At 59.5% G+C, this 19215-nt stretch carries 19 protein-coding genes; 8 read left to right on the forward strand and 11 right to left on the reverse strand.

Translation table 11 applies throughout. The annotated features are described in order from the left end of the window. Nucleotides 1-70: 70 nt before the first annotated feature. From coaD to ABVN21_RS24835, 4 genes are all read right to left on the reverse strand, one after another. Nucleotides 71-550: a pantetheine-phosphate adenylyltransferase gene (coaD, locus tag ABVN21_RS24820; protein WP_007939322.1), complete on the reverse strand. Its 480-nt coding sequence runs from the start codon at nucleotides 548-550 to the stop codon at nucleotides 71-73. Between the two features lie 115 nt (nucleotides 551-665). Then, complete coding sequence (locus ABVN21_RS24825) at nucleotides 666-2261, reverse strand: GMC family oxidoreductase (protein ID WP_339556534.1); 1596 nt, start codon at nucleotides 2259-2261, stop codon at nucleotides 666-668. 93 nt (nucleotides 2262-2354) lie between these two features. Further along, nucleotides 2355-2900: a twin-arginine translocation pathway signal protein gene (locus ABVN21_RS24830; protein WP_339556535.1), complete on the reverse strand. Its 546-nt coding sequence runs from the start codon at nucleotides 2898-2900 to the stop codon at nucleotides 2355-2357. 28 nt (nucleotides 2901-2928) lie between these two features. Further along, nucleotides 2929-4359, reverse strand: a complete 1431-nt coding sequence (locus tag ABVN21_RS24835) for a coniferyl aldehyde dehydrogenase (protein WP_339556536.1) — start codon at nucleotides 4357-4359, stop codon at nucleotides 2929-2931. A 146-nt stretch (nucleotides 4360-4505) separates the two neighbouring features. Here ABVN21_RS24835 and ABVN21_RS24840 point away from each other — a divergent pair, with 146 nt between their 5' ends. Both ABVN21_RS24840 and ABVN21_RS24845 read left to right on the forward strand, forming a co-directional pair. After that, on the forward strand, nucleotides 4506-5177 hold the full coding sequence (locus tag ABVN21_RS24840) for a TetR/AcrR family transcriptional regulator (protein WP_339556537.1): 672 nt from the start codon (nucleotides 4506-4508) through the stop codon (nucleotides 5175-5177). 32 nt (nucleotides 5178-5209) lie between these two features. Next, nucleotides 5210-6064: a sulfurtransferase gene (locus tag ABVN21_RS24845; RefSeq protein ID WP_339556538.1), complete on the forward strand. Its 855-nt coding sequence runs from the start codon at nucleotides 5210-5212 to the stop codon at nucleotides 6062-6064. A gap of 94 nt (nucleotides 6065-6158) precedes the next feature. Here ABVN21_RS24845 and ABVN21_RS24850 read toward each other — a convergent pair whose 3' ends face one another. From ABVN21_RS24850 to ABVN21_RS24875, 6 genes are all read right to left on the reverse strand, one after another. Then, nucleotides 6159-7010, reverse strand: a complete 852-nt coding sequence (locus tag ABVN21_RS24850; protein WP_339556539.1) for an AraC family transcriptional regulator — start codon at nucleotides 7008-7010, stop codon at nucleotides 6159-6161. Between the two features lie 3 nt (nucleotides 7011-7013). After that, a complete protein-coding gene (locus tag ABVN21_RS24855) occupies nucleotides 7014-8000 on the reverse strand; it encodes a hydrolase (RefSeq protein WP_339556540.1) in 987 nt (328 codons plus the stop codon). Between the two features lie 196 nt (nucleotides 8001-8196). Next, the gene (locus tag ABVN21_RS24860; RefSeq protein ID WP_339556541.1) at nucleotides 8197-9468 is read right to left on the reverse strand and encodes an insulinase family protein; all 1272 of its coding nucleotides are present in this window, start codon (nucleotides 9466-9468) and stop codon (nucleotides 8197-8199) included. 140 nt (nucleotides 9469-9608) lie between these two features. Next, nucleotides 9609-10226 carry a 16S rRNA (guanine(966)-N(2))-methyltransferase RsmD gene (gene rsmD / locus ABVN21_RS24865; protein ID WP_339556542.1) on the reverse strand — a complete coding sequence of 206 codons (618 nt, stop codon included), beginning with the start codon at nucleotides 10224-10226 and terminating at the stop codon, nucleotides 9609-9611. Then, nucleotides 10226-11716 carry a pitrilysin family protein gene (locus ABVN21_RS24870; protein ID WP_339556543.1) on the reverse strand — a complete coding sequence of 497 codons (1491 nt, stop codon included), beginning with the start codon at nucleotides 11714-11716 and terminating at the stop codon, nucleotides 10226-10228. The genes rsmD and ABVN21_RS24870 overlap by 1 nt, the downstream gene beginning before the upstream one ends. Beyond that, nucleotides 11709-13064, reverse strand: coding sequence for a pitrilysin family protein (locus ABVN21_RS24875; protein ID WP_339556544.1), 1356 nt, complete (start codon nucleotides 13062-13064; stop codon nucleotides 11709-11711). The genes ABVN21_RS24870 and ABVN21_RS24875 overlap by 8 nt, the downstream gene beginning before the upstream one ends. A 344-nt stretch (nucleotides 13065-13408) precedes the next feature. On the opposite strand from ABVN21_RS24875, the gene ftsY reads away from it, so the two are divergent. The 4 genes from ftsY to rpoH all read left to right on the forward strand — a co-directional run bounded on the left by ftsY (nucleotide 13409) and on the right by rpoH (nucleotide 17547). Further along, complete coding sequence (ftsY, locus tag ABVN21_RS24880; protein WP_339556545.1) at nucleotides 13409-14893, forward strand: signal recognition particle-docking protein FtsY; 1485 nt, start codon at nucleotides 13409-13411, stop codon at nucleotides 14891-14893. Then, nucleotides 14890-15561, forward strand: a complete 672-nt coding sequence (gene ftsE / locus ABVN21_RS24885; RefSeq protein WP_034147564.1) for a cell division ATP-binding protein FtsE — start codon at nucleotides 14890-14892, stop codon at nucleotides 15559-15561. The genes ftsY and ftsE overlap by 4 nt, the downstream gene beginning before the upstream one ends. Next, nucleotides 15558-16580 (forward strand): permease-like cell division protein FtsX, encoded by a 1023-nt coding sequence (gene ftsX, locus ABVN21_RS24890; RefSeq protein WP_339556546.1) that lies wholly within the window; start codon nucleotides 15558-15560, stop codon nucleotides 16578-16580. The genes ftsE and ftsX overlap by 4 nt, the downstream gene beginning before the upstream one ends. Before the next feature lie 112 nt (nucleotides 16581-16692). Beyond that, nucleotides 16693-17547 (forward strand): RNA polymerase sigma factor RpoH, encoded by an 855-nt coding sequence (gene rpoH / locus ABVN21_RS24895; RefSeq protein ID WP_007897890.1) that lies wholly within the window; start codon nucleotides 16693-16695, stop codon nucleotides 17545-17547. Nucleotides 17548-17723: 176 nt separating this feature from the next. Here the strand turns inward: rpoH and mtgA are convergent, their stop codons facing one another. Then, nucleotides 17724-18446, reverse strand: coding sequence for a monofunctional biosynthetic peptidoglycan transglycosylase (gene mtgA / locus ABVN21_RS24900; RefSeq protein ID WP_339556547.1), 723 nt, complete (start codon nucleotides 18444-18446; stop codon nucleotides 17724-17726). Between the two features lie 74 nt (nucleotides 18447-18520). On the opposite strand from mtgA, the gene ABVN21_RS24905 reads away from it, so the two are divergent. Together ABVN21_RS24905 and thiS are read left to right on the forward strand one after the other, a co-directional pair. Next, on the forward strand, nucleotides 18521-18892 hold the full coding sequence (locus ABVN21_RS24905) for a DUF423 domain-containing protein (protein ID WP_150773672.1): 372 nt from the start codon (nucleotides 18521-18523) through the stop codon (nucleotides 18890-18892). A 90-nt stretch (nucleotides 18893-18982) separates the two neighbouring features. After that, nucleotides 18983-19183 (forward strand): sulfur carrier protein ThiS, encoded by a 201-nt coding sequence (gene thiS, locus ABVN21_RS24910; RefSeq protein WP_007953386.1) that lies wholly within the window; start codon nucleotides 18983-18985, stop codon nucleotides 19181-19183. Nucleotides 19184-19215 lie beyond the last annotated feature (32 nt).

Raw genomic sequence — 19215 nt, forward strand, 5'->3', positions numbered from 1 at the left:
CAATAAATCAATGCGCGCAATTGTGCCGCATTGGCGCCCGTAGTGCACGCGGGCGCCGATTGAGCGGTGGTTACTTCTTGAAGCGTTCGGTAAGAGCGTCCGCCACCACAGGGTGCACGAACTTGGTGATATCGCCGCCCAGGGCAGCAATTTCACGGACCAGCGTCGAGGAAATGAACGAATACCGCTCGGATGGGGTAAGAAACAGACTCTCCACATCCGGGGCCAGTTGGCGGTTCATGTTGGCCAGCTGGAACTCGTATTCGAAGTCCGACACGGCGCGCAAACCGCGCAGGAACACGTTAGCGTTCTGCTCTTTGGCGAAATGCGCCAACAGCGTCGAGAAGCCGACGACTTCAACGTTCGGCAGATGTTTGGTGACCTCGCGGGCCAGCTCCACACGCTGTTCCAGAGGAAACAACGGGTTTTTCTTCGGGCTGGCGGCGACGGCAATGATCACGTGATCGAACAGGCGCGAGGCGCGTTCGACCAGATCGCCATGGCCCTTGGTAATAGGGTCGAAGGTACCTGGGTACAACACTCGGTTCATCGCGGCGTCCTGGCGGGAGTGCGTTGGGGAGTCGGATGGTATCGCAGCCTTCCCGGTCGGGAAAGTCGCCTGTTGGGTAAGAAAGCACTATAGACGATAGGAATAATCGTCGTTTTCATGAGTTTTTTAAACGTTCGGCCAGTGAAGTCGCCAGTTGCGCCGTCAGTCCGTAGACCGACAACTGCGGGTTTGCGCCAATGCTGGTGGGGAACAGCGAGCCGTCGTGAATCGACAGATTGCCCAGTTGATGGTGGCGGCCGAGGCTGTCGGTCACGGCAGTTTTCGCATCTTCACCCATCGCGCAACCGCCCATGACGTGAGCGCTGCCCAGCCGCGTGCGGTACAACTCCAGGCTCAAACCATCGATCAGCGTGCGCGCTTCGCCCAGGGTTTTCACATAACGAGCATCGGCGTGCATCGGCATGACAGCCTTGGCGCCACCGGCGAACTGAATCTCGGCCATGCTGTGGAACGCCCGGCGCAAACCGTCCCAGACATAAGGTGACACCTGGTAATCGAGCACTGGCGTGCCGTCACTGCGAAGTTCGACGCTGCCACCGGGGCTGTCCGGGTGAAAGCCGTCGCGCAGCAACGCGAGCATGGCATGGGTGTGCGGCAGGTTGGCCATGTGTTGGGCATTCTCCTGACCGAAACCACCCAGCAGCGTCGCTGCCAGTGCCGGGTGCAGTGGCGGGACCTCCAGTTTGTAGGCCATCTTGCCGGTGGTGCCGTCCTGCCATTGGAAATGGTCGGAGTAGATTGACTGCGGCGCGCCGTAGAAGGGGTTGATCACCTCATCGAACAAACCGGCGGACATGTTCACTACATGCAGAAAGGTGCGTTTGCCCAACCGCTGGTGCGGATCGGGCGCATCTGAGCGCAACAGCAGCGCCGGGCTGTTAATCCCGCCGCCGGCCAGCACGTAGTGCCGCGCCTTGACAGTGATACGGCGCCCGGTAGGTTCGACGCAACGCTCGTCCATCGCCACGCATTGCAGCCCGGTGACTTTATCGCCGCTGATCACAAGGTTTTCGGCACGGGCCAGATAGAGCAGCTCACCACCTTTTTCCAGCGTCGCCGGAATGGTCGTGACCATCATCGATTGTTTGGCGTTGGTCGGGCAGCCCATACCGCAGTAGCCGAGGTTCCAGCAGCCGCGCACATTACGCGGGATGACATGCCAGCTGTAACCGAGTTTTTCGCAGCCTTTACGGATGACGTCGTTGTTGGCGTTGGGCGGGACCATCCACGGCGCGACGCCCAGGCGCTGTTCCATTTTCTCGAACCACGGCGCCATCTCCGTCGGTGAGTGGCCCTTCACGTTGTGTTCTTTGGCCCAGTGTTCAAGGGTCGGCTGCGGCGTGCGGAAACTCGAGGTCCAGTTGATCAACGTGGTCCCGCCCACGGCGCGGCCCTGGAGGATAGTGATCGCGCCGTCCTTGCTCATGCGGCCGATACCTTCCTGGTAAAGGCTGGCGTAGGCCTGGTCTTCAAGCAGCTTGAAGTCGCTGCTGGTCTTGAGCGGGCCTTCCTCGATCAGCAGCACTTTGTAACCGGCTGCGCTGAGGATTTCCGCTGTGGTTCCGCCGCCAGCGCCACTGCCAATGATCGCCACATCCGCTTCAAGGGTCAGGTCCTGGCTCAGTTGCGAGCCGTTGTAGGTTTTCCAGCCACGGGCCATGCCTTCGCGGAACGGGTCGGGTACGGGCATCTTCAGGGTTCTCTTTTTATTATTTGAAATAGGCGGTGAAGCGGCTGACGCTATCGCCAGCAAGCTCGGCTCCTACAGGATTGAGTCGCGGTCTCAAACGGTGGGCGGCCCGGGATACCCGCAATGAGCCCAGGATTCCTTGCGCCCGTACCAGGCCATCATTACCAGTTGCACCAACGAACTGTGGCCCATGCGCAGCAGGCTCAACGAGCTGTTTTCCCAACGATCGAGAAAGTGCCGGATCTCACCGGCGCTGGCATTCTCCCAACTGCCCCAAATTCCGGTCAGCGGTCCACGGGTCACCGCCATGCCGAGCACGTCGAACAATTGCCGGGTCAGTTTGAGCATTTCCGGCGACAGGTGGTCGAGGTTGAAGTCCAGGCTCTTGAGGGTGCCTTCGACGGCATCGGGCATACGTTCAGCGGCCACCGCGCCTTCGAGCATCACCGCAATCAGTGCCCGCAAAAACAACAGATCGCCACTGCGCAGGGCTGCGAAACCGCTCGCCGCAACGCTCGACGAGCAGCCACTGAGGCTGGCGCCTAACCCGGCAGTGGCGAGAAAGGCGCTGGCGCCGAGGCTGAATTTAAGCAGGCCGCGCCGTGACAGCGCGGGTGTATCGGACAGGCTTGGGCTCATTCTTGTTATTACCCGGCGGTGTGGATCGTTAGCGAATAAACAGTTTCTGAATCAGTTTCTGAATGGATTTGCCATACGGCGGGTAAATCAATTTCGCCGCGTTGAAGCGCTGTTTGATCAGCACGCCCTTGGCTTTGCTGAAGGTCAGGAAGCCTTCGTGTCCGTGGTAATGGCCCATGCCCGAGGCGCCAATGCCGCCGAACGGCATGTCGTCCTGGGCGACATGCAGCAGGGTGTCGTTCAGGCACACGCCGCCGGAATGGGTTTCGTGGAGGACGCGATTTTGCTCGCGCTTGTCGTAGCCGAAGTAGTACAGCGCCAGTGGGCGAGGGCGCTGATTGATATAGGCAAACGCCTGATCCAGATCCTTGTACGGCACGATCGGCAGCAGCGGGCCGAAGATTTCGTCCTGCATCACGGTCATCTCATCGCTGACGTTTAACAGCAGGCTATGCCCCATGCGGCGTCCCTGACCCTGCTCGAACAGCGGAATCAGCTGCGCGCCCTTGCTGGTGGCATCGCTGACGTAGCCGTTGAGCCGCGCCAGTTGTCGGTCATTGATGATCGCGGTGTAGTCCGGATTGTCGGCCAGGGTCGGATAAAACCCGCGAACCACCTGACGATAAGCGTCGACGAAGTCATCCACACGCGCTTCCGGTACCAGTACGTAATCCGGTGCCACGCAGGTCTGGCCAGCGTTGAGTGTTTTACCGAAAGCGATGCGTTCGGCGGCGTCTTTGAGGGGCACGTCGTGGGAAACGATGGCAGGGGACTTGCCGCCCAGTTCCAGCGTCACCGGCGTCAGGTTCTCTGCCGCCGCGCGCATTACGTGTTTGCCAATGCTGGTGGCGCCGGTGAAGAGCAAGTGATCAAAGCGCAGGCGCGAAAACGCGACACCGATATCGGCTTCGCCCAGTACCACGCAGACCAGGTCTTCGGGGAAGATCCGCCCCAGCAATTCCTTCATCAGCAAACCGGTGGCAGGCGTCGACTCGCTGAGTTTGAGCATTACTCGATTGCCCGCCGACAACGCACCCACCAAAGGCCCGATGGCCAGATACAGCGGGTAGTTCCACGGTACGATCACCCCAATCACGCCCAGCGGCTGGTACACCACTTTCGCCGAGGCTGGCTGGAAAGCCACGCCAACCTTGCGTCGCGACGCCTTCATCCAGCCGTTGAGATGCCGGCTGGCGTAATGGATACCGTGCAGGCTCGGCATCAGTTCGGCGAGCAGGGTTTCGTCGGCGCTGCGGTGGCTGAAGTCCTGGCTGATCGCATCGATCAAGGCCTGACGTTCATTGTTCAACAAATCCTTCAGCGCCTTGAGCCACTGCTGACGCTGGGCGGCAGGTGGCATCGGGTTGGCGGCATAGGCTGCGCGTTGGGCATCGAACAGGGATTGGAGCTCATCCAAAGGCTGCTGTAGGTTTTGCAGGTAGGAAATGTCAGCAGTCATGGTCGGCTCCGGATTTATTGTAATGAGGGACTTTTTAGAGTCTATGCTCTAGAAAGTCAAATGACATTCTGGCGCAGCTTTGTTTTATCCCCTTGCGGATAGGTCGTAAGATGCCCGGCAACGCACTCTGAAGTTAAGCTCAAGCCATGGCCCCACGGATAAAAACCAGCGAGCGCATCGTGCAGAACAGCCTGGAGCTGTTCAATCAGCAGGGCGAGCGCAGCATCAGCACCAACCACATTGCTGCCCACATGGAGATTTCTCCGGGCAACCTGTACTACCACTTCCCTAACAAGCAGGCGATCATCGCCGTGCTGTTCAGTGAGTACGAAAGCCTGGTGGACAGCTTCCTGCGTCCGCCTCAGGGCCGCGCTGCCACGGTGGAAGACAAGCGCTTCTACCTCAAGGAATTGCTCTCGGCGATGTGGCGCTACCGGTTCTTGCATCGCGATCTTGAGCACTTGCTCGATAGCGACTCTGATCTGGCCGCGCGCTACCGGCGTTTTTCACAGCGTTGCCTGATCCAGGGCACGCACATCTACGAAGGCTTCGTTGCGGCCGGCATCCTCAAGATGGATCGAGTGCAGATCGAATCCCTGACGCTCAATGCCTGGATCATCCTCACGTCCTGGGTGCGCTTTCTGTGCACCACGCGAGAAAACTCCAGCCATCTCAGCGAGCAAGCGATTAAACGCGGGGTGTATCAGGTGCTGGTCCTGGAGGCCGGATTCGTCACCGATCAGGCCCGGGCCGAGGTGAACGCCTTGTTCGAAGAATTTTACGTGCCGCTGGCCCAAGCGCTGGAAGAAGTGCAGTAGGATCGGGTTTCGCCCAATCACAGGAGCCCGTTATGCCCATTGCGCAACTGATCAGCCCGCAAGCACTGGACCTGAAAAAGGAGCAGCCAGGGTTGGTGGTTCTGGATTGTCGTTTTGCCCTCGAAGACCCGGATTACGGTCAGCGCAGCTATGCCGAAGGACACATCGCCGGATCGAGTTTTGCCGATCTGGAACGTGATCTCAGCGGGAAAGTGATCAAGGGCGTGACCGGGCGCCATCCGTTGCCGGAGCCGGCCGATTTGATCGAACGCCTGCAAGCTTGGGGCATCAACGCCGACACTGAAGTGGTTTTGTACGATGATGGCCCGGGTGCTTTCGCGGCGCGGGCCTGGTGGTTGCTGGCCTGGCTGGGCAAGCGCGATGGCGTGTTTATCCTCGATGGCGGGCTCAAGGCCTGGCACGCGGCCGGTTTGCCGTTGAGCCTGGATGCACCGTCGATCACCCGCGGGTCCTTTGCCGGCACGCCTGACGATTCGCTGCTGCTCAGTGCAGAACGGTTGCAGAAACGTCTCGCCAAACCCGAACTGACCTTGCTCGACGCCCGCGCGTTGCCGCGCTTCAAGGGTGAAATGGAGCCGATCGACCCGATTGCCGGGCACATCCCCGGTGCGCAATGCGCGGCGTTCGCCGACAACCTCGGCAGCGACGGGCGTTTTCTGCCGGCGGATCAGCTCAAACAGCGTTTTGCCGCGAAGCTGGGTGATCGGTCGCCGAATGATCTGGTGGCGTATTGCGGCTCCGGCGTGACGGCTTGCCATAACCTGTTTGCGTTGTGTCTGGCGGGTTATCCGCTGGGGGCGTTGTATGCCGGGTCCTGGAGTGAGTGGATCAATGACCCTTCACGCGGGATCGCCACAGGCGATTAAACGCACACTTCTGTAGGAGCTGGCTTGCCAGCGATTGAGACGACGCGGTGCTTCGGATTGATGGCGTCACCGTTCATCGCTGGCAAGCCAGCTCCTACAGTTCGACACACGCTCTGAGAGATTGCCCGGCACTGCGATACGCCCCCGGCCCCACGCCATACACCTGCTTGAACTGCCGACTCAAATGACTCTGATCGGCAAAGCCCAATTGCGTCGCGACCTCCAGCGGTAAACAACCACTCTGCAACAACGCCCGCGCCCGGGCGATGCGCTGCTGCATCAGCCAGGTGTGCGGCGGCATGCCGGTAGCACGACGGAACACCCGGGCAAAATGGAACGGCGACAGGTTCACCGCCGCTGCCAGTTCTTCCAGCGAGGGCGGCGCGGCCAATTGCGTGTGCAGCAAGTCCTTGGCCAATGCCACCGCCCGGTGTTCCTTGCCAGGTTTGCCGGCATCAGGCACCGACCCGTGACGCTGCAGCAGCGACAGCATCAGCTCCCGCCATGCGGTTTGTTGTTGCAGTGCGGTGACTGGGCTTTCGAGCAGGCGGTGCAGCTGGCAAAAACCGTTCACCAGGTCCGCATCGCGATACAGCGTGGCGCCAAACGCTGGCAGGTTGTGGGTCGGCAGTTCGAGTTCGGCCAGCAGCGAGAGAATCTGCCCGCTGTCCGGATAAAACGCCCGATACAACCAGCCGTCCTCCGTGCCCTTGTGACCGGTGTGCAGTTCATCAGGGTTGATCAGCACCAGCGTGCCACTGCCCGCCAAATGCTCCGCACCGCGATAGCGATACCGTTGGGCGCCGGCCATGATCATGCCAATCACATAGCCGTCATGCACGTGAGGCGCGAAACGTTGCTCGATATAGCGCGCCGATAGCAACTCGACTCCGGCCAGCGGTGCCGTTTGCCAGAAGTGAATCGATTCGCCCTGATCGCTGCCCATTGCTTACTCGCGACCTGCCGAGGTCAGCCATTGGGGAATGCGGCGTTCCAGGTAATAGCCCGGCTGGCGTACCGAACCGTCGACGAATCCGACATGACCGCCCTTGGCCTGCAACTCGAATTGCGTGCAGGCGGACAATTCATCGGCGTGCGGCAAGCTGTGAGGAAAGACGAAGGGATCGTCCGCAGCCTGAATGATCAGGGTCGGCGTACGTATTTCCCCAAGGAAGTAGCGGCTGGAAGCGCGGCGATAGTAATCCTCGGCGTCGTCGAAACCGTTCAATGGTGCGGTTACCCGGCCATCGAAGTCCCAGAACGTGCGCATGTTTTCCAATGAGCCGAGCGCGGCCAGTGCAGCCAGGCCATCCTCGCGCCCGTCATGCTGGAACTGCCGTTGCTTGTTCTTGATGTACGCCAGCATCTCACGCATGAAATGCGCCTGGTACACCTTGGAAAATCCTTGGCCGATCCGGTCGGCGCATTGGTCCAGCCGAAACGGCACCGACACCGCTACTGCGCCGAGCACGCCGCTGTTGCTGCCGGTTTCGCCCAGATGCTTGAGCAAGACATTGCCGCCCAGGGAATAACCGACCGCGTACAACGGTGCGAGTGGGCGTTTGGCCCGCAGGTGCCTGATGGTTTCGGCCAGGTCTTCGCTGGCGCCGGAATGGTAGCTGCGCGGCAACAGATTGGGTTCGCCCGAACAACCGCGCCAGTTCAGCGCGACGCTGGCCCAACCTTGATCCCCGAGAGCCTTTTGCATCCCGGCCACATACGGCGAATTCGAAGAGCCGGTCAGCCCGTGCAACACCAGCACCAAAGGTGCCTCGGCGCTGTGCGGGCCGTGCCAGTCGAGGTCGAGAAAGTCGCCATCTTCAAGCCACAAGCGTTCGCGCTCGCGCTCGATGTGCGTGGTTTTGCGCCACAGCGGTCCCCATAAGGTCTGCAAGTGCGGGTTGCCGAGGCCGAAGGCGGGGGTGAAGGTTTTCATGGGGAATTGGGGGGTGGCTTGTAGTGAGACATTCTATTCAATTGCAGACCGTTGCTTGCGAAATGCAGAGGAGCACATGGAGCGTGTCGTGCTCGCCGCAAGTTGCTAACTTGCCATAAACCAGATGGATTCGCGACCGATGAAAACAGGCCCCTGTGCAGTGGGAACACCGGGGCCGGTTTTCCAGAACTGATGATCAGGCAGAGGTCCCGGTTACGTCGGAGGTATTTTTCTCGATGGGAAACACATGAGCCACGGTTGCGCGTTCGCGGGTGAAGCAAGCGTTGGCTGCCCGCTGAATATCCTGCGCAGTGACGCTGCGTAATTGCGCGACCTCAAGATCGATCAACTGCCATGGCTGAGCAGTTGCAACAAGATGACCGATGCTCCTCGACCGTTCAAAGGGGTTGTCATAGAGCGCTTGCAGAGTGGTGCTTTCCTGCATGGTGGCGGGCTCGATTTCCTCGTGAGTGAACGGCACGCGCTTGACGTCATCCAGCAATGCCCACAGATCAGCTTCGGCTTGCTGCGGATCACCCTTGAAGTAGAAAGCGAGGGTGAATTGATTATTGGCTCGACAGAGTCGAAAGACATTCGCAAAGATTGTCGAGCGGTCGTCATTCTCGAATGACTTCAGGCGTGCGGAGGACTTAAACAGGCAATCCAGGACTTCCAGTGCTCTGACGGATTGCGGGTCGGCGGCGTTTTCCATCCCCGGTGTGTTGAATATGAAGAGCATCAGCGGGTAGTCGGTATCCAGAAATTGCGTTATCTGGCGGTAGCCGGGTTCTGTCGGTCCTTTTATCAAGGGCCTGAAGGGAGCGACGCGCTGGTCCTCCGATCCAAAGTGTCGCTCGACCAGTCGTTTTGCCTCTTCAGCCTCGACATCGCCGACAATCACCAGGCAGGCATTACTGGGGCAATACCGGCTCTGGCGCCAGTTTCTGAGATGTTCGAAGGTCAGTCGCTCAAGATTGTCGGCAATCGTTTCCCGGGGCCTGTAGTAACTGTGCCCGGTGGTTACCAGTGCGTCGATTTCCGGACTAAAACTAACTGCAGATATGAACAAGGACTTTTCCTTGTTGTACAGAAGTGCCTCGTCCAGACAAGTGCGCAGCAATTCATCCGATAGTTCGTCCGTCATGATGGTCGACTGGATTTTGAGAGCGCTTTCCAGGTGTTCGGGGGCGATCAGTAGGCTGTCGCTCAACCTTTCAAGGCCTCCGAAGTTTTGATGAGTGGCTCCGGTCTCTTTGATGAAGTCGTCATAGTCACGCATCAGAGCATCTTGTAATACCGCTGTGACCCCGAAATCTTCGGGGCGCTCGTCATCAGTTCCTACGGCAAAAACCAGTGTGATTCCGACCTGAGGGCTTCTGTGATCCTCGCGGACAATGACCCTCAGGCCATTGTCGAGGGTTAACTCATGGGTGGGGTTGGGCGTTCGTTCAGTCGTTAGCTTGTTCATCCGTTAATCATCCATGCATCCATGCGAGACATTTCGCACGTTTACGATGAGCCAGAAACAGAGAAACAAACCACTTCAGATGTGTTGCGTTTTAAGAAACAGCCGTCGTACCGGGCAGGCCAGCGGCCTGCCCGTGCGCTTTATTCAGCGGGTTTTTCAGCGAGGCGTTGCCACAACGAGTAATACACGCGCCCGGATTTTTGCTCCCGGTGCAGGCGCCAGTTGCCCGGCAGGCCGAGGGTCGACGGCGCGGATTCGCTTTCGGTGTACACCCACGCATCCTCTGCCAGCCATTGGCGCTCTTCTAACAGCGTGCAGACGGCAGGCAGCAGGTTTTGATTGAACGGCGGGTCGAGGAACACCAAGTCGTAGGCGACCGCTGGTTGGGTTTCCAGATAACGCAGCGCATCGGCGGTCTGGACCTGGCCGTTGGTGCAGCGCAGGGTGCCCAAGTGCTCCTTGAGGCTGGACACGGCGAGGCTGCTGGCGTCCAGCGCCTGGCCCATGGCGGCGCCACGGGACAAGGCTTCGAGAAACAGCGCGCCGCTGCCGGCGAATGGATCGAGCACTTTGGCGCCAGGAACGTATGGCGCGAGCCAGTTGAACAGGGTTTCGCGCACCCGGTCCGGCGTCGGGCGCAGGCCCGGAGCGTCAGGGAAGCTCAGCTTACGGCTGCGCCATTCGCCGCCGATGATGCGCAATTGGTTCACGCCGTTATGCACGTTATGAACTGGTTTTTTTGGGCGAGAAGTGGCCATTAATGCTCCGGAACCCCGAGCGGTTGCTCGGCAGGTTTATCAGATGGGGCCGGTAACGGCTTTTGCGGCACGGTCGGGCCAGCGCTGACGATGACCATTTTGTCCGTGCTCAAGTGTTTGTTCAGTGCGGCTTTGACTTGCTCGACGGTCAGGTTCTGGGACTGTTGCATGAAGTCTTCCAGATGACTCAGCGGCAGATTATAGAAGCCGATGGCGCCCAGTTGGCCGACGATATCGGCGTTGCTGGCGGTGGACAGCGGGAAGCTGCCGGCCAGTTCGCGCTTGGCGTCGTCGAGTTCTTTTTCGGTCGGCCCGGTTTTAAGGTAATCGGCGAGAACGTCCTGCACCAGTTTCAGGGTGCCTTCGCTCATTTCGGCGCGGGTTTGCAGGTTGATCATGAACGGGCCACGCGCCTGCATCGGGGTGAAGCCCGAATACACGCCGTACGCCAGGCCGCGCTTCTCGCGTACTTCGCTCATTAGCCGAGTACCGAAACCGCCGCCGCCAAGAATCTGGTTACCCATGGACAGTGCCGCGTAGTCCGGGTCGTCACGGTCGATACCCATTTGCGCGAGCATCAGGTTGGTCTGTTTCGACGGGAATTCGATGTGACCGATGCTGGCCTTGGGTTCGGCCGGTTGCGCGATCTTCGGCAGGGCGGGTCCCTTGGGCAGGCCGGCGGACACCTGCGCGGCAATGGCTTCAGCTTCGGCGCGGGACAAATCGCCAACCAGTGCGATCACCACGTTACCCGCCGCGTAGGCTTTCTCGTGGAAGGCCCGCAACTGCGCGATGGTGATGGCTGGAACAGTGTTGGCAGTGCCATCGCTGGCGTGCGCGTACGGATGATCGCCGTACAGGCGGTTCATCAGTTCCAGGCTGGCGAGTTTGCCGGGGTTCTGTTTCTGATACTCGAAACCGGCAAGCATCTGGTTCTTGATGCGGGCAAACGAGTCGGCGGGGAAGGAGGGTTTGCCGACGACTTCGGTAAACAACTTCAATGCCGGTTCACGTTTATCCACAGCGCTGAGGCTGCGCAGGGACGCAACGGCCATGTCTTTGTAAGCGCCATTGCCGAAATCGGCGCCCAGGCCTTCGAAGCCCTGGGCGATGACGCTGACGTCCTTGCCGGCCACGCCTTCATTGAGCATGGCATTGGTCAGCAGTGCCAGACCGGGCGCGGCGCCATCCTGGCTACTGCCGGCGGCAAAGATCAGGCGCATGTCGAACATTGGCAACTCGCGCGCTTCGACAAACAACACCTTGGCGCCTTCGGCGGTGTTCCAGGTCTGCACGTCAAGTTTGCGGTGGCTCGGTGGCTTGCCGTTGAGTTCGGTCAGCGATTGCAGCTTCTGACTGGCCTTGGCTTTGTCCAGCGCTTCGCTGGCATTGGACTCTTCTGTTTTTGAGAAATAGAACGCGGCGGACCCGATCAGGGCGACGACGATCAGGCCGAGCAGGGCCAAGCGTGGTTTTTTACGCTCACTCATGAGTCGTCTCCTCTGGCAGAACATGGGCAACGCTGAGACGTTCGCGGGTGAAATACAGCTTGGCGGCGTTCTGGATATCTTGTGGTGTCACGCTTTCCAGATCGGCGAGTTCGGTGTCCATCAGTTTCCAGGACAGGCCGACCGTTTCCAGTTGACCAATGGCGGTGGCCTGGCTGGTGATCGAATCCCGCTCGTAAACCAGGCCGGCGATGACCTGCGCGCGCACGCGCTCCAGCTCTTCTGTAGACGGCGCAGTGGTTTTCAGCTGTTCGAGCAGCTTCCACAAACCGGCTTCAGCCTGGTCGATGGTTTTGTTTTTCTGCGTGTTCGGTGAGGCCGACAGGGTGAATAGGCTGTCACCTCGGGTGTAGGCGTCGTAGCTCGACGAACCGCCGGACACCAGCTCTTCGCCGCGTTCCAGTTGTGTCGGGATGCGTGCGCTGTAGCCGCCGTCGAGCAGGGCGGAAATCAAGCGCAAGGCATTCACCGAACGTTTGTCTTCGGCGGTGGCGATGCTCGGCACGTTGAAGGCCAGCATCAGACTGGGCAATTGGGTCTTCACGTGCAGGGTGATCTGGCGTTCGCCGGGCTCGGCCAGTTCCAGAGGAATCTTCGCTGATGGCACGTCGCGCTTGGCGATCGGGCCGAAATAACGCTGGGCCAGGGTTTTGACTTCGTCCGGGGTCACGTCGCCCACTACTACCAATGTGGCGTTGTTCGGTACGTACCAGGATTGGTACCAATGGCGAAGTTCTTCGACCTTCATGCGGTCCAGGTCCGCCATCCAGCCGATGGTGGGCGTGTGATAGCCGCTCGCCGGGTAAGCCATGGCCTTGAAGCGCTCGTAGGCCTTGGACATCGGCTTGTCGTCGGTGCGCAGGCGGCGTTCTTCTTTAATGACTTCGATTTCCCGGGCGAACTCGTCGGCCGGCAGGCGCAGGCTGGCCATGCGGTCGGCTTCCAGTTCGAAGGCCACGCCCAGGCGATCACGGGCCAGCACCTGGTAATACGCGGTGAAGTCGTCGCTGGTGAAGGCGTTCTCTTCGGCGCCGAGGTCACGCAGGATCAGCGAAGCTTCGCCTGGGCCGACTTTGTCGCTGCCCTTGAACATCATGTGTTCCAGGGCATGGGACAAACCGGTCTGACCCGGCGTCTCGTAACTGGAGCCGACTTTGTACCAGACCTGGGAAACCACCACCGGAGCACGATGGTCTTCGCGGACAACGACCTTCAAGCCATTGTCGAGGGTAAATTCATGGGTGGGTTGCGGGTCGGCAGCCAGGGCCGAAAGGGGCAGGCAAACTGTGCTGAGCAGCAGGCCTGCGGCGCGGCGGGCTAGAGCATTCATTCGTTTTTAAACCTTTGGGGCTGCCCGCTTGTTCTTAGCGTCAGCGGGCGAGAGGGTGCTAGGATACTGATCCGTTTTAGCGGCGACCACGCCTATCAGGTCTTTATGCTTGATCAGGTTGAATCGGTTTGCGACGGAAGGTCTGGATTTATCAACTGAATTCCGCTTTTTCGCCGATTTTGCTGCTTTAGTCCAATGAGAAATCGATTTCCTTGAGGCGCTGGTGAGCACCTCGACAAAATGTTGCGCGTGAACAAGCTGGGTCAATCGCAGTCTGTTCTGCATCGAATTTTTATTTGCCGGGGCGCCATTGGCGCGTCGCTACCGTGAGATAGCCGTCCTCCATGTTTGGTTCCAACGACGACAAGAAGACCCCAGCTGCGGCTGGCGAGAAGAAAAGCCTGTTCGGATGGCTGCGTAAAAAACCGCAGGAACCCGTCGTCGAACAGCCACAGCCACTTCCAGAGCCAACGCCTGCGCCGGTGATGGATGCAGAGCCAGCGCCCGTTGTCTTGCCCATCGCCGAACCGGTGTTGCAACCAGTTGCCGAGCCCGAACCTGAAATTGTGGCCGAGCTGCCGCTGACCCCCGTCGCCGAACCTTGGCTGACGTTGCCGGTGGCGGAAGAACCGGTTGCGCTGGTCGAAGATGAGCAGGCGCCGCACGTGACGCCGCCGATTCCTGTGCAGGTGGCTTTGGCACCTGAACCGGTTCAGGCTCCGGTTGTTGAACCTGTTGTTGCGCCAGTCGTTGAGGCTGCGCCCAAGCCAGCGGTCCCTGCATTCGTTCCGCCGGTTGCGCCGATTGTTCAAGCGCCTGCACCTGCACCTGATATCACTCCAGTTGTCGTCGCACCGGTCGAAACACCCGTCGAGCCAGTACGCACCGAAGAAACCAAAGCCGGTTTCTTCGCCCGCCTCAAGCAAGGCCTGTCCAAGACCAGCGCCAGCATTGGCGAAGGCATGGCCAGTCTGTTTCTGGGCAAGAAAGCCATCGATGACGAACTGCTCGATGACCTCGAAACCCGTTTGCTGACCGCTGACGTCGGCGTCGAAGCCACCTCGGTGATCATTCAACGTCTGACCCAAAAGGTCGCGCGCAAGGAATTGGCTGATTCCGATGCACTGTACAAATCCCTGCAAGCCGAGCTGGCGGCGATGCTCAAGCCTGTCGAGCAGCCGCTGAAAATCACTTCGCAAAACAAGCCGTTTGTGATTTTAGTGGTTGGCGTCAACGGCGCCGGCAAGACCACCACCATCGGCAAACTGGCGAAGAAGCTGCAACTGGAAGGCAAGAAAGTCATGCTCGCCGCTGGCGACACCTTCCGTGCTGCTGCGGTCGAGCAATTGCAGGTGTGGGGTGAGCGCAACAAGATTCCGGTCATTGCGCAGCACACCGGAGCTGACTCGGCATCGGTGATTTTCGATGCCGTGCAGGCCGCCAAGGCCCGTGGCATCGATGTGTTGATCGCCGACACCGCTGGCCGCCTGCACACCAAAGATAACCTGATGGAAGAGCTGAAAAAGGTTCGCCGGGTCATCAGCAAACTCGATGCCGACGCGCCGCACGAGGTGTTGCTGGTGCTCGACGCCGGTACCGGCCAGAACGCCATCAACCAGGCCAAGCAGTTCAACCAGACCGTCGAACTGACCGGGCTGGCGCTGACCAAGCTCGATGGCACCGCCAAGGGCGGGGTGATTTTCGCCCTGGCCAAACAGTTTGGCCTGCCGATCCGCTATATCGGCGTCGGTGAAGGCATCGACGATTTGCGTACTTTTGAAGCCGAACCCTTTGTCCAGGCACTGTTTGCCGAGCGGGAGCGTTCATGATTCGTTTCGAACAGGTCGGTAAACGCTACCCGAACGGTCACGTCGGCTTGCATGAGCTGAGCTTTCGAGTCCGTCGGGGCGAGTTTCTGTTTGTCACCGGCCACTCCGGCGCCGGTAAAAGCACCCTGTTGCGCCTGCTGCTGGCCATGGAGCGACCAACCACCGGCAAATTGCTGCTGGCCGGGCAGGACCTGAGCACCATCAGCAATGCGCAGATTCCATTCCTGCGGCGGCAAATCGGCGTGGTGTTCCAGAACCATCAGCTGTTGTTCGATCGCACGGTGTTCAACAACGTCGCGCTGCCGTTGCAGATTCTTGGTCTGTCCAAGGCTGAAATTGCCAAGCGCGTGGATTCGGCCCTGGAGCGCGTGGCGCTCTCGGACAAGACCGACTTGTACCCTGGCGACCTGTCTACCGGTCAGCAACAGCGCGTAGGTATTGCTCGCGCCATCGTTCACCGCCCGGCACTGCTGTTGGCGGACGAACCGACCGGTAACCTCGACCCGCGACTTGCGGCAGAAATCATGGGCGTGTTCGAAGACATCAACCGTCTGGGCACGAGCGTGTTGATCGCCAGTCACGACCTGGCACTGATCGCCCGCATGCGCCACCGCATGCTGACCCTGCAACGTGGTCGATTGATCGGCGATGGGGAGGCTGGCGTATGAGTGCGACACGCAGTCCAAAAGTATCCGAGCGCGTCGCGCCGAAGGCCGCTGACCCGCAACCGACCAAGAAAAAACGCGACGACGATGACGGCCCGGACTTCGCCACGCTGTTCCGTGCCTGGATCGAAAGTCATCGTGCCAGCCTGTTGGACAGCTTGCGTCGTTTGGGCAAACAGCCTATCGGCAGCTTCTTCACCTGCATGGTGATGGCCGTCGCCCTGAGCTTGCCCATGGGGCTGTCACTTTTGCTAAGTAATGTCGAACGCCTTGGCGGTTCCTGGCAGCGTGCGGCGCAGATTTCCCTGTATCTGGAACTCGAGGCAAGCCCTGCGCAAGGCGAAGCGTTGCGCGAGCAGATCAAAAGTATGCCTGGCGTGGCTGATGCTGAATACGTTGGCCGGGATCAGGCACTGGAAGAGTTCCAGCAGCAGTCTGGTCTGGGTGAAGCGCTCAAGGAACTGCCGGAAAACCCGTTGCCTGGCGTGGTTCTGGTGACACCAAACGAAGTCGACAAGCCGGCGCTTGAAGCATTAAGACAAAAACTTTCCGAGCTGCCGAAGGTGCAACAGGCACAGCTTGATCTAGTCTGGGTCGAGCGTCTGGCAGCGATCCTCAAGCTCGGTGACCGATTTGTCTTTGGTCTGACGGTGCTTCTGGTTTCTGCATTACTTTTGGTGATAGGCAATACCATTCGTCTTCATATTGAAAACCGCCGCACAGAGATAGAAGTGATTAAACTGGTCGGCGGCACTGACAGCTATGTACGCAGGCCCTTTCTGTACATGGGCGCGCTGTATGGCTTCGGTGCGGGGATTCTGTCCTGGGGTGTATTGGCGTTTGGCCTGAATTGGTTGAACGACGCGGTGGTTGGACTGGCCGGTTTGTACGGCAGTGATTTTGCGCTGGCCGGAGTGCCAGTTGCCGACGGTCTGTCTCTCTTGCTTGGCGCGGTGCTGTTGGGGTATATCGGTGCATGGATTGCAGTCGCACGCCACCTGAGGGAGCTTGCGCCAAAGTAGTATCATTTTGCTCGTATTGACCTTTCAGCGTTTTTGGGAACTTGTCTTTCGGTTTCCGGTCAATTTTCGCAGTGCTGAACTGCACGAGTTTGTAAGTGGGAGGTTTTTTCGTATGACCAATTCTTTGCAACCTGCATATGCTCTGGTCCCGGGTGCGAACCTGGAGGCCTATGTGCACACCGTCAACAGCATTCCATTGCTGACGCCGGAGCAGGAGCGTGAACTGGCCGAGAGTCTCTATTATGAGCAGGATTTGGGGGCGGCTCGGCAGATGGTGCTCGCCCACCTGCGTTTTGTCGTACATATCGCCCGTAGCTATTCCGGCTACGGTCTGGCTCAGGCTGACCTGATCCAGGAAGGCAACGTCGGTCTGATGAAGGCTGTGAAGCGTTTTAACCCGGAAATGGGCGTGCGCCTGGTGTCTTTTGCTGTGCACTGGATCAAGGCTGAGATTCACGAGTTCATTCTGCGCAACTGGCGCATCGTGAAAGTCGCGACCACCAAGGCCCAGCGCAAGCTGTTCTTCAACCTGCGCAGCCAGAAGAAACGTCTGGCATGGCTGAACAACGAGGAAGTCCATCGTGTGGCGGAAAGCCTCGGCGTAGAGCCGCGGGAAGTGCGCGAGATGGAAAGTCGCCTGACTGGCCACGACATGGCCTTCGATCCGGCAGCAGAAGCCGACGACGACAGTGCTTTCCAGTCGCCGGCCAACTATCTGGAAGACCACCGGTACGACCCGGCCCGTCAACTGGAAGACGCCGACTGGAGCGACAACTCCAACCACAACCTGCACGAAGCGCTGGAAGTGCTGGACGACCGCAGCCGTGACATCCTCTACCAGCGCTGGTTGGCTGAAGAGAAAGCCACGCTGCACGACCTGGCGCAGAAGTACAACGTGTCGGCCGAGCGAATTCGTCAGCTGGAAAAGAGCGCGATGAACAAGCTCAAGTTGTCGATCGCCGCATAACCGGCGAGCAGGCAATAAAAAACGCCCCGATCATTGATCGGGGCGTTTTTGTTTGTGCACGAAGTCTTGGGTTCGGCGATGTTTTTTGTAGGAGCCGGCCTGCTGGCGATCCAGGCGGCACGGTGTATCAGGCAAATCGAAATCGCTGGCAAGCCAGCTCCTACAGGGGGGCGGTGTTATTGGGACCAAGGTGCCCGACGCGAATCGTTGAGCCCCACCAGATAACTATCCCCACCCAACTGACTCATCTGTCGCCGTATCCAGCCTGCGCGTCGCGCCACGTAGCCGGTGGGATGGCTCGCACTCCAGACTCTCGGGTTGGGTAAGACGGCTGCCAGCAAGCTCGATTGCTGGCGGCTGAGAGCTTTAGCGCTCACACCAAAGTGGTGCCTGGCCGCAGCCTCAGCGCCAAACACCCCGTCATCCCACTCGACACTGTTGAGGTACACCTCAAGAATCCGCTGCTTGGGCCAGAACACTTCGATCAGCGCGGTAAACCAGGCTTCCAGACCTTTGCGAATCCAGCTACGGCCGGACCACAGAAACAGGTTCTTCGAAACTTGCTGGCTCAGGGTGCTTGCACCGCGGATAGTGCCGCCGAGTTCATTATGGGCCAGGGCTTTCTGGATCGCGCCGAAGTCAAAGCCCCAATGCTCGGGGAATTTCTGGTCTTCGCCGGCAATCACCGCAACCTTCAGATCGTCGGAGATTTCATCCCACGGTTTCCAGGTGCGTTGCAGGTCAATGGGCTCGCCGTCGATCCAGGATTCGATCTTGCGCTCGACCATCAGCGTTGTCCCGGGCGGCGGCACCACTCGAAAAATCAGCACCAGCAATACGCTGCCGCCCATGAACCAGAGCACGGCCTTCGTGAAACGACGGAAATAGATACGCAGCATAGAGATGGCTTGGCCGAACCCGTGGAGCGGGCCATTATACAGACCCTGTTGATCGAGTCTGACTGGAGTTCTTCATGCTGCGTGGCTTTCTGATGCTGGCTGCTTTTTTCGGCTTCACCGGGGTCGGCCTTGGGGCGTTTGCCGCCCATGGCCTGAAAAACCGCCTGACGCCCGAGTACCTGGCTATTTTCCACACCGGCGTCACCTATCAATTGGTGCACACCCTGGCCCTTTTGGGTGTCGCGTTGTTGGCCACGCAGATTCCCGGGCGCCTGGTGACGTGGGCCGGCGCATCGTTTGCCATCGGCATCTTGCTGTTCTCCGGAAGCCTGTATGTGCTGACCCTGACCGGTGTCAGCAAGCTCGGCATCATCACGCCATTTGGCGGGCTGGCGTTTCTGGTGGGCTGGTTCTGCCTGGGGCTCGCCGCCTGGCGGTTGAGCTGACTGCACGGTCCATTTCATGACGAATGGCTTGGGTCGCCCAGTCTGATCGGGCTAGAATGCCAGCCCTTAAAAATGATGGCGGCATCCAGCATGCGCATTCAGTTGAACGGCGAATCCTTTGAACTGCCCGACGGTGAAACCGTTGCGGCCCTGCTGACCCGTCTGGACCTGACCGGACGCCGGGTGGCGGTCGAGCTCAATCTGGATATCGTCCCGCGCAGTCAGCATGCAGACACCACGCTCAACGACGGCGACAACGTCGAAGTCGTGCACGCCATCGGCGGCGGCTAGCCGTCTGGCCCGCATGGGCCGAGAATTCTGCA

It is taken from the genome of Pseudomonas sp. MYb327 (genome assembly GCF_040438925.1).
Classification (GTDB): Bacteria; Pseudomonadota; Gammaproteobacteria; order Pseudomonadales; family Pseudomonadaceae; genus Aquipseudomonas.

What these genes read in the sequence shown, in the direction of transcription:
- ABVN21_RS24845 (WP_339556538.1), top strand. Translation starts at nt 5,210, where the DNA reads ATGCCCATTGCGCAACTGATCAGCCCGCAAGCACTGGACCTGAAAAAG.
- ftsX (WP_339556546.1), top strand. Translation starts at nt 15,558, where the DNA reads ATGAGTGCGACACGCAGTCCAAAAGTATCCGAGCGCGTCGCGCCGAAG.
- ABVN21_RS24905 (WP_150773672.1), top strand. Translation starts at nt 18,521, where the DNA reads ATGCTGCGTGGCTTTCTGATGCTGGCTGCTTTTTTCGGCTTCACCGGG.
- thiS (WP_007953386.1), top strand. Translation starts at nt 18,983, where the DNA reads ATGCGCATTCAGTTGAACGGCGAATCCTTTGAACTGCCCGACGGTGAA.
- coaD (WP_007939322.1), bottom strand. Translation starts at nt 550, where the DNA reads ATGAACCGAGTGTTGTACCCAGGTACCTTCGACCCTATTACCAAGGGC.
- ABVN21_RS24860 (WP_339556541.1), bottom strand. Translation starts at nt 9,468, where the DNA reads ATGAACAAGCTAACGACTGAACGAACGCCCAACCCCACCCATGAGTTA.
- rpoH (WP_007897890.1), top strand. Translation starts at nt 16,693, where the DNA reads ATGACCAATTCTTTGCAACCTGCATATGCTCTGGTCCCGGGTGCGAAC.
- ABVN21_RS24870 (WP_339556543.1), bottom strand. Translation starts at nt 11,716, where the DNA reads ATGAGTGAGCGTAAAAAACCACGCTTGGCCCTGCTCGGCCTGATCGTC.
- ABVN21_RS24830 (WP_339556535.1), bottom strand. Translation starts at nt 2,900, where the DNA reads ATGAGCCCAAGCCTGTCCGATACACCCGCGCTGTCACGGCGCGGCCTG.
- ABVN21_RS24875 (WP_339556544.1), bottom strand. Translation starts at nt 13,064, where the DNA reads ATGAATGCTCTAGCCCGCCGCGCCGCAGGCCTGCTGCTCAGCACAGTT.
- ABVN21_RS24840 (WP_339556537.1), top strand. Translation starts at nt 4,506, where the DNA reads ATGGCCCCACGGATAAAAACCAGCGAGCGCATCGTGCAGAACAGCCTG.
- mtgA (WP_339556547.1), bottom strand. Translation starts at nt 18,446, where the DNA reads ATGCTGCGTATCTATTTCCGTCGTTTCACGAAGGCCGTGCTCTGGTTC.
- ftsY (WP_339556545.1), top strand. Translation starts at nt 13,409, where the DNA reads ATGTTTGGTTCCAACGACGACAAGAAGACCCCAGCTGCGGCTGGCGAG.
- ftsE (WP_034147564.1), top strand. Translation starts at nt 14,890, where the DNA reads ATGATTCGTTTCGAACAGGTCGGTAAACGCTACCCGAACGGTCACGTC.
- ABVN21_RS24850 (WP_339556539.1), bottom strand. Translation starts at nt 7,010, where the DNA reads ATGGGCAGCGATCAGGGCGAATCGATTCACTTCTGGCAAACGGCACCG.
- ABVN21_RS24835 (WP_339556536.1), bottom strand. Translation starts at nt 4,359, where the DNA reads ATGACTGCTGACATTTCCTACCTGCAAAACCTACAGCAGCCTTTGGAT.
- ABVN21_RS24855 (WP_339556540.1), bottom strand. Translation starts at nt 8,000, where the DNA reads ATGAAAACCTTCACCCCCGCCTTCGGCCTCGGCAACCCGCACTTGCAG.
- ABVN21_RS24825 (WP_339556534.1), bottom strand. Translation starts at nt 2,261, where the DNA reads ATGCCCGTACCCGACCCGTTCCGCGAAGGCATGGCCCGTGGCTGGAAA.
- rsmD (WP_339556542.1), bottom strand. Translation starts at nt 10,226, where the DNA reads ATGGCCACTTCTCGCCCAAAAAAACCAGTTCATAACGTGCATAACGGC.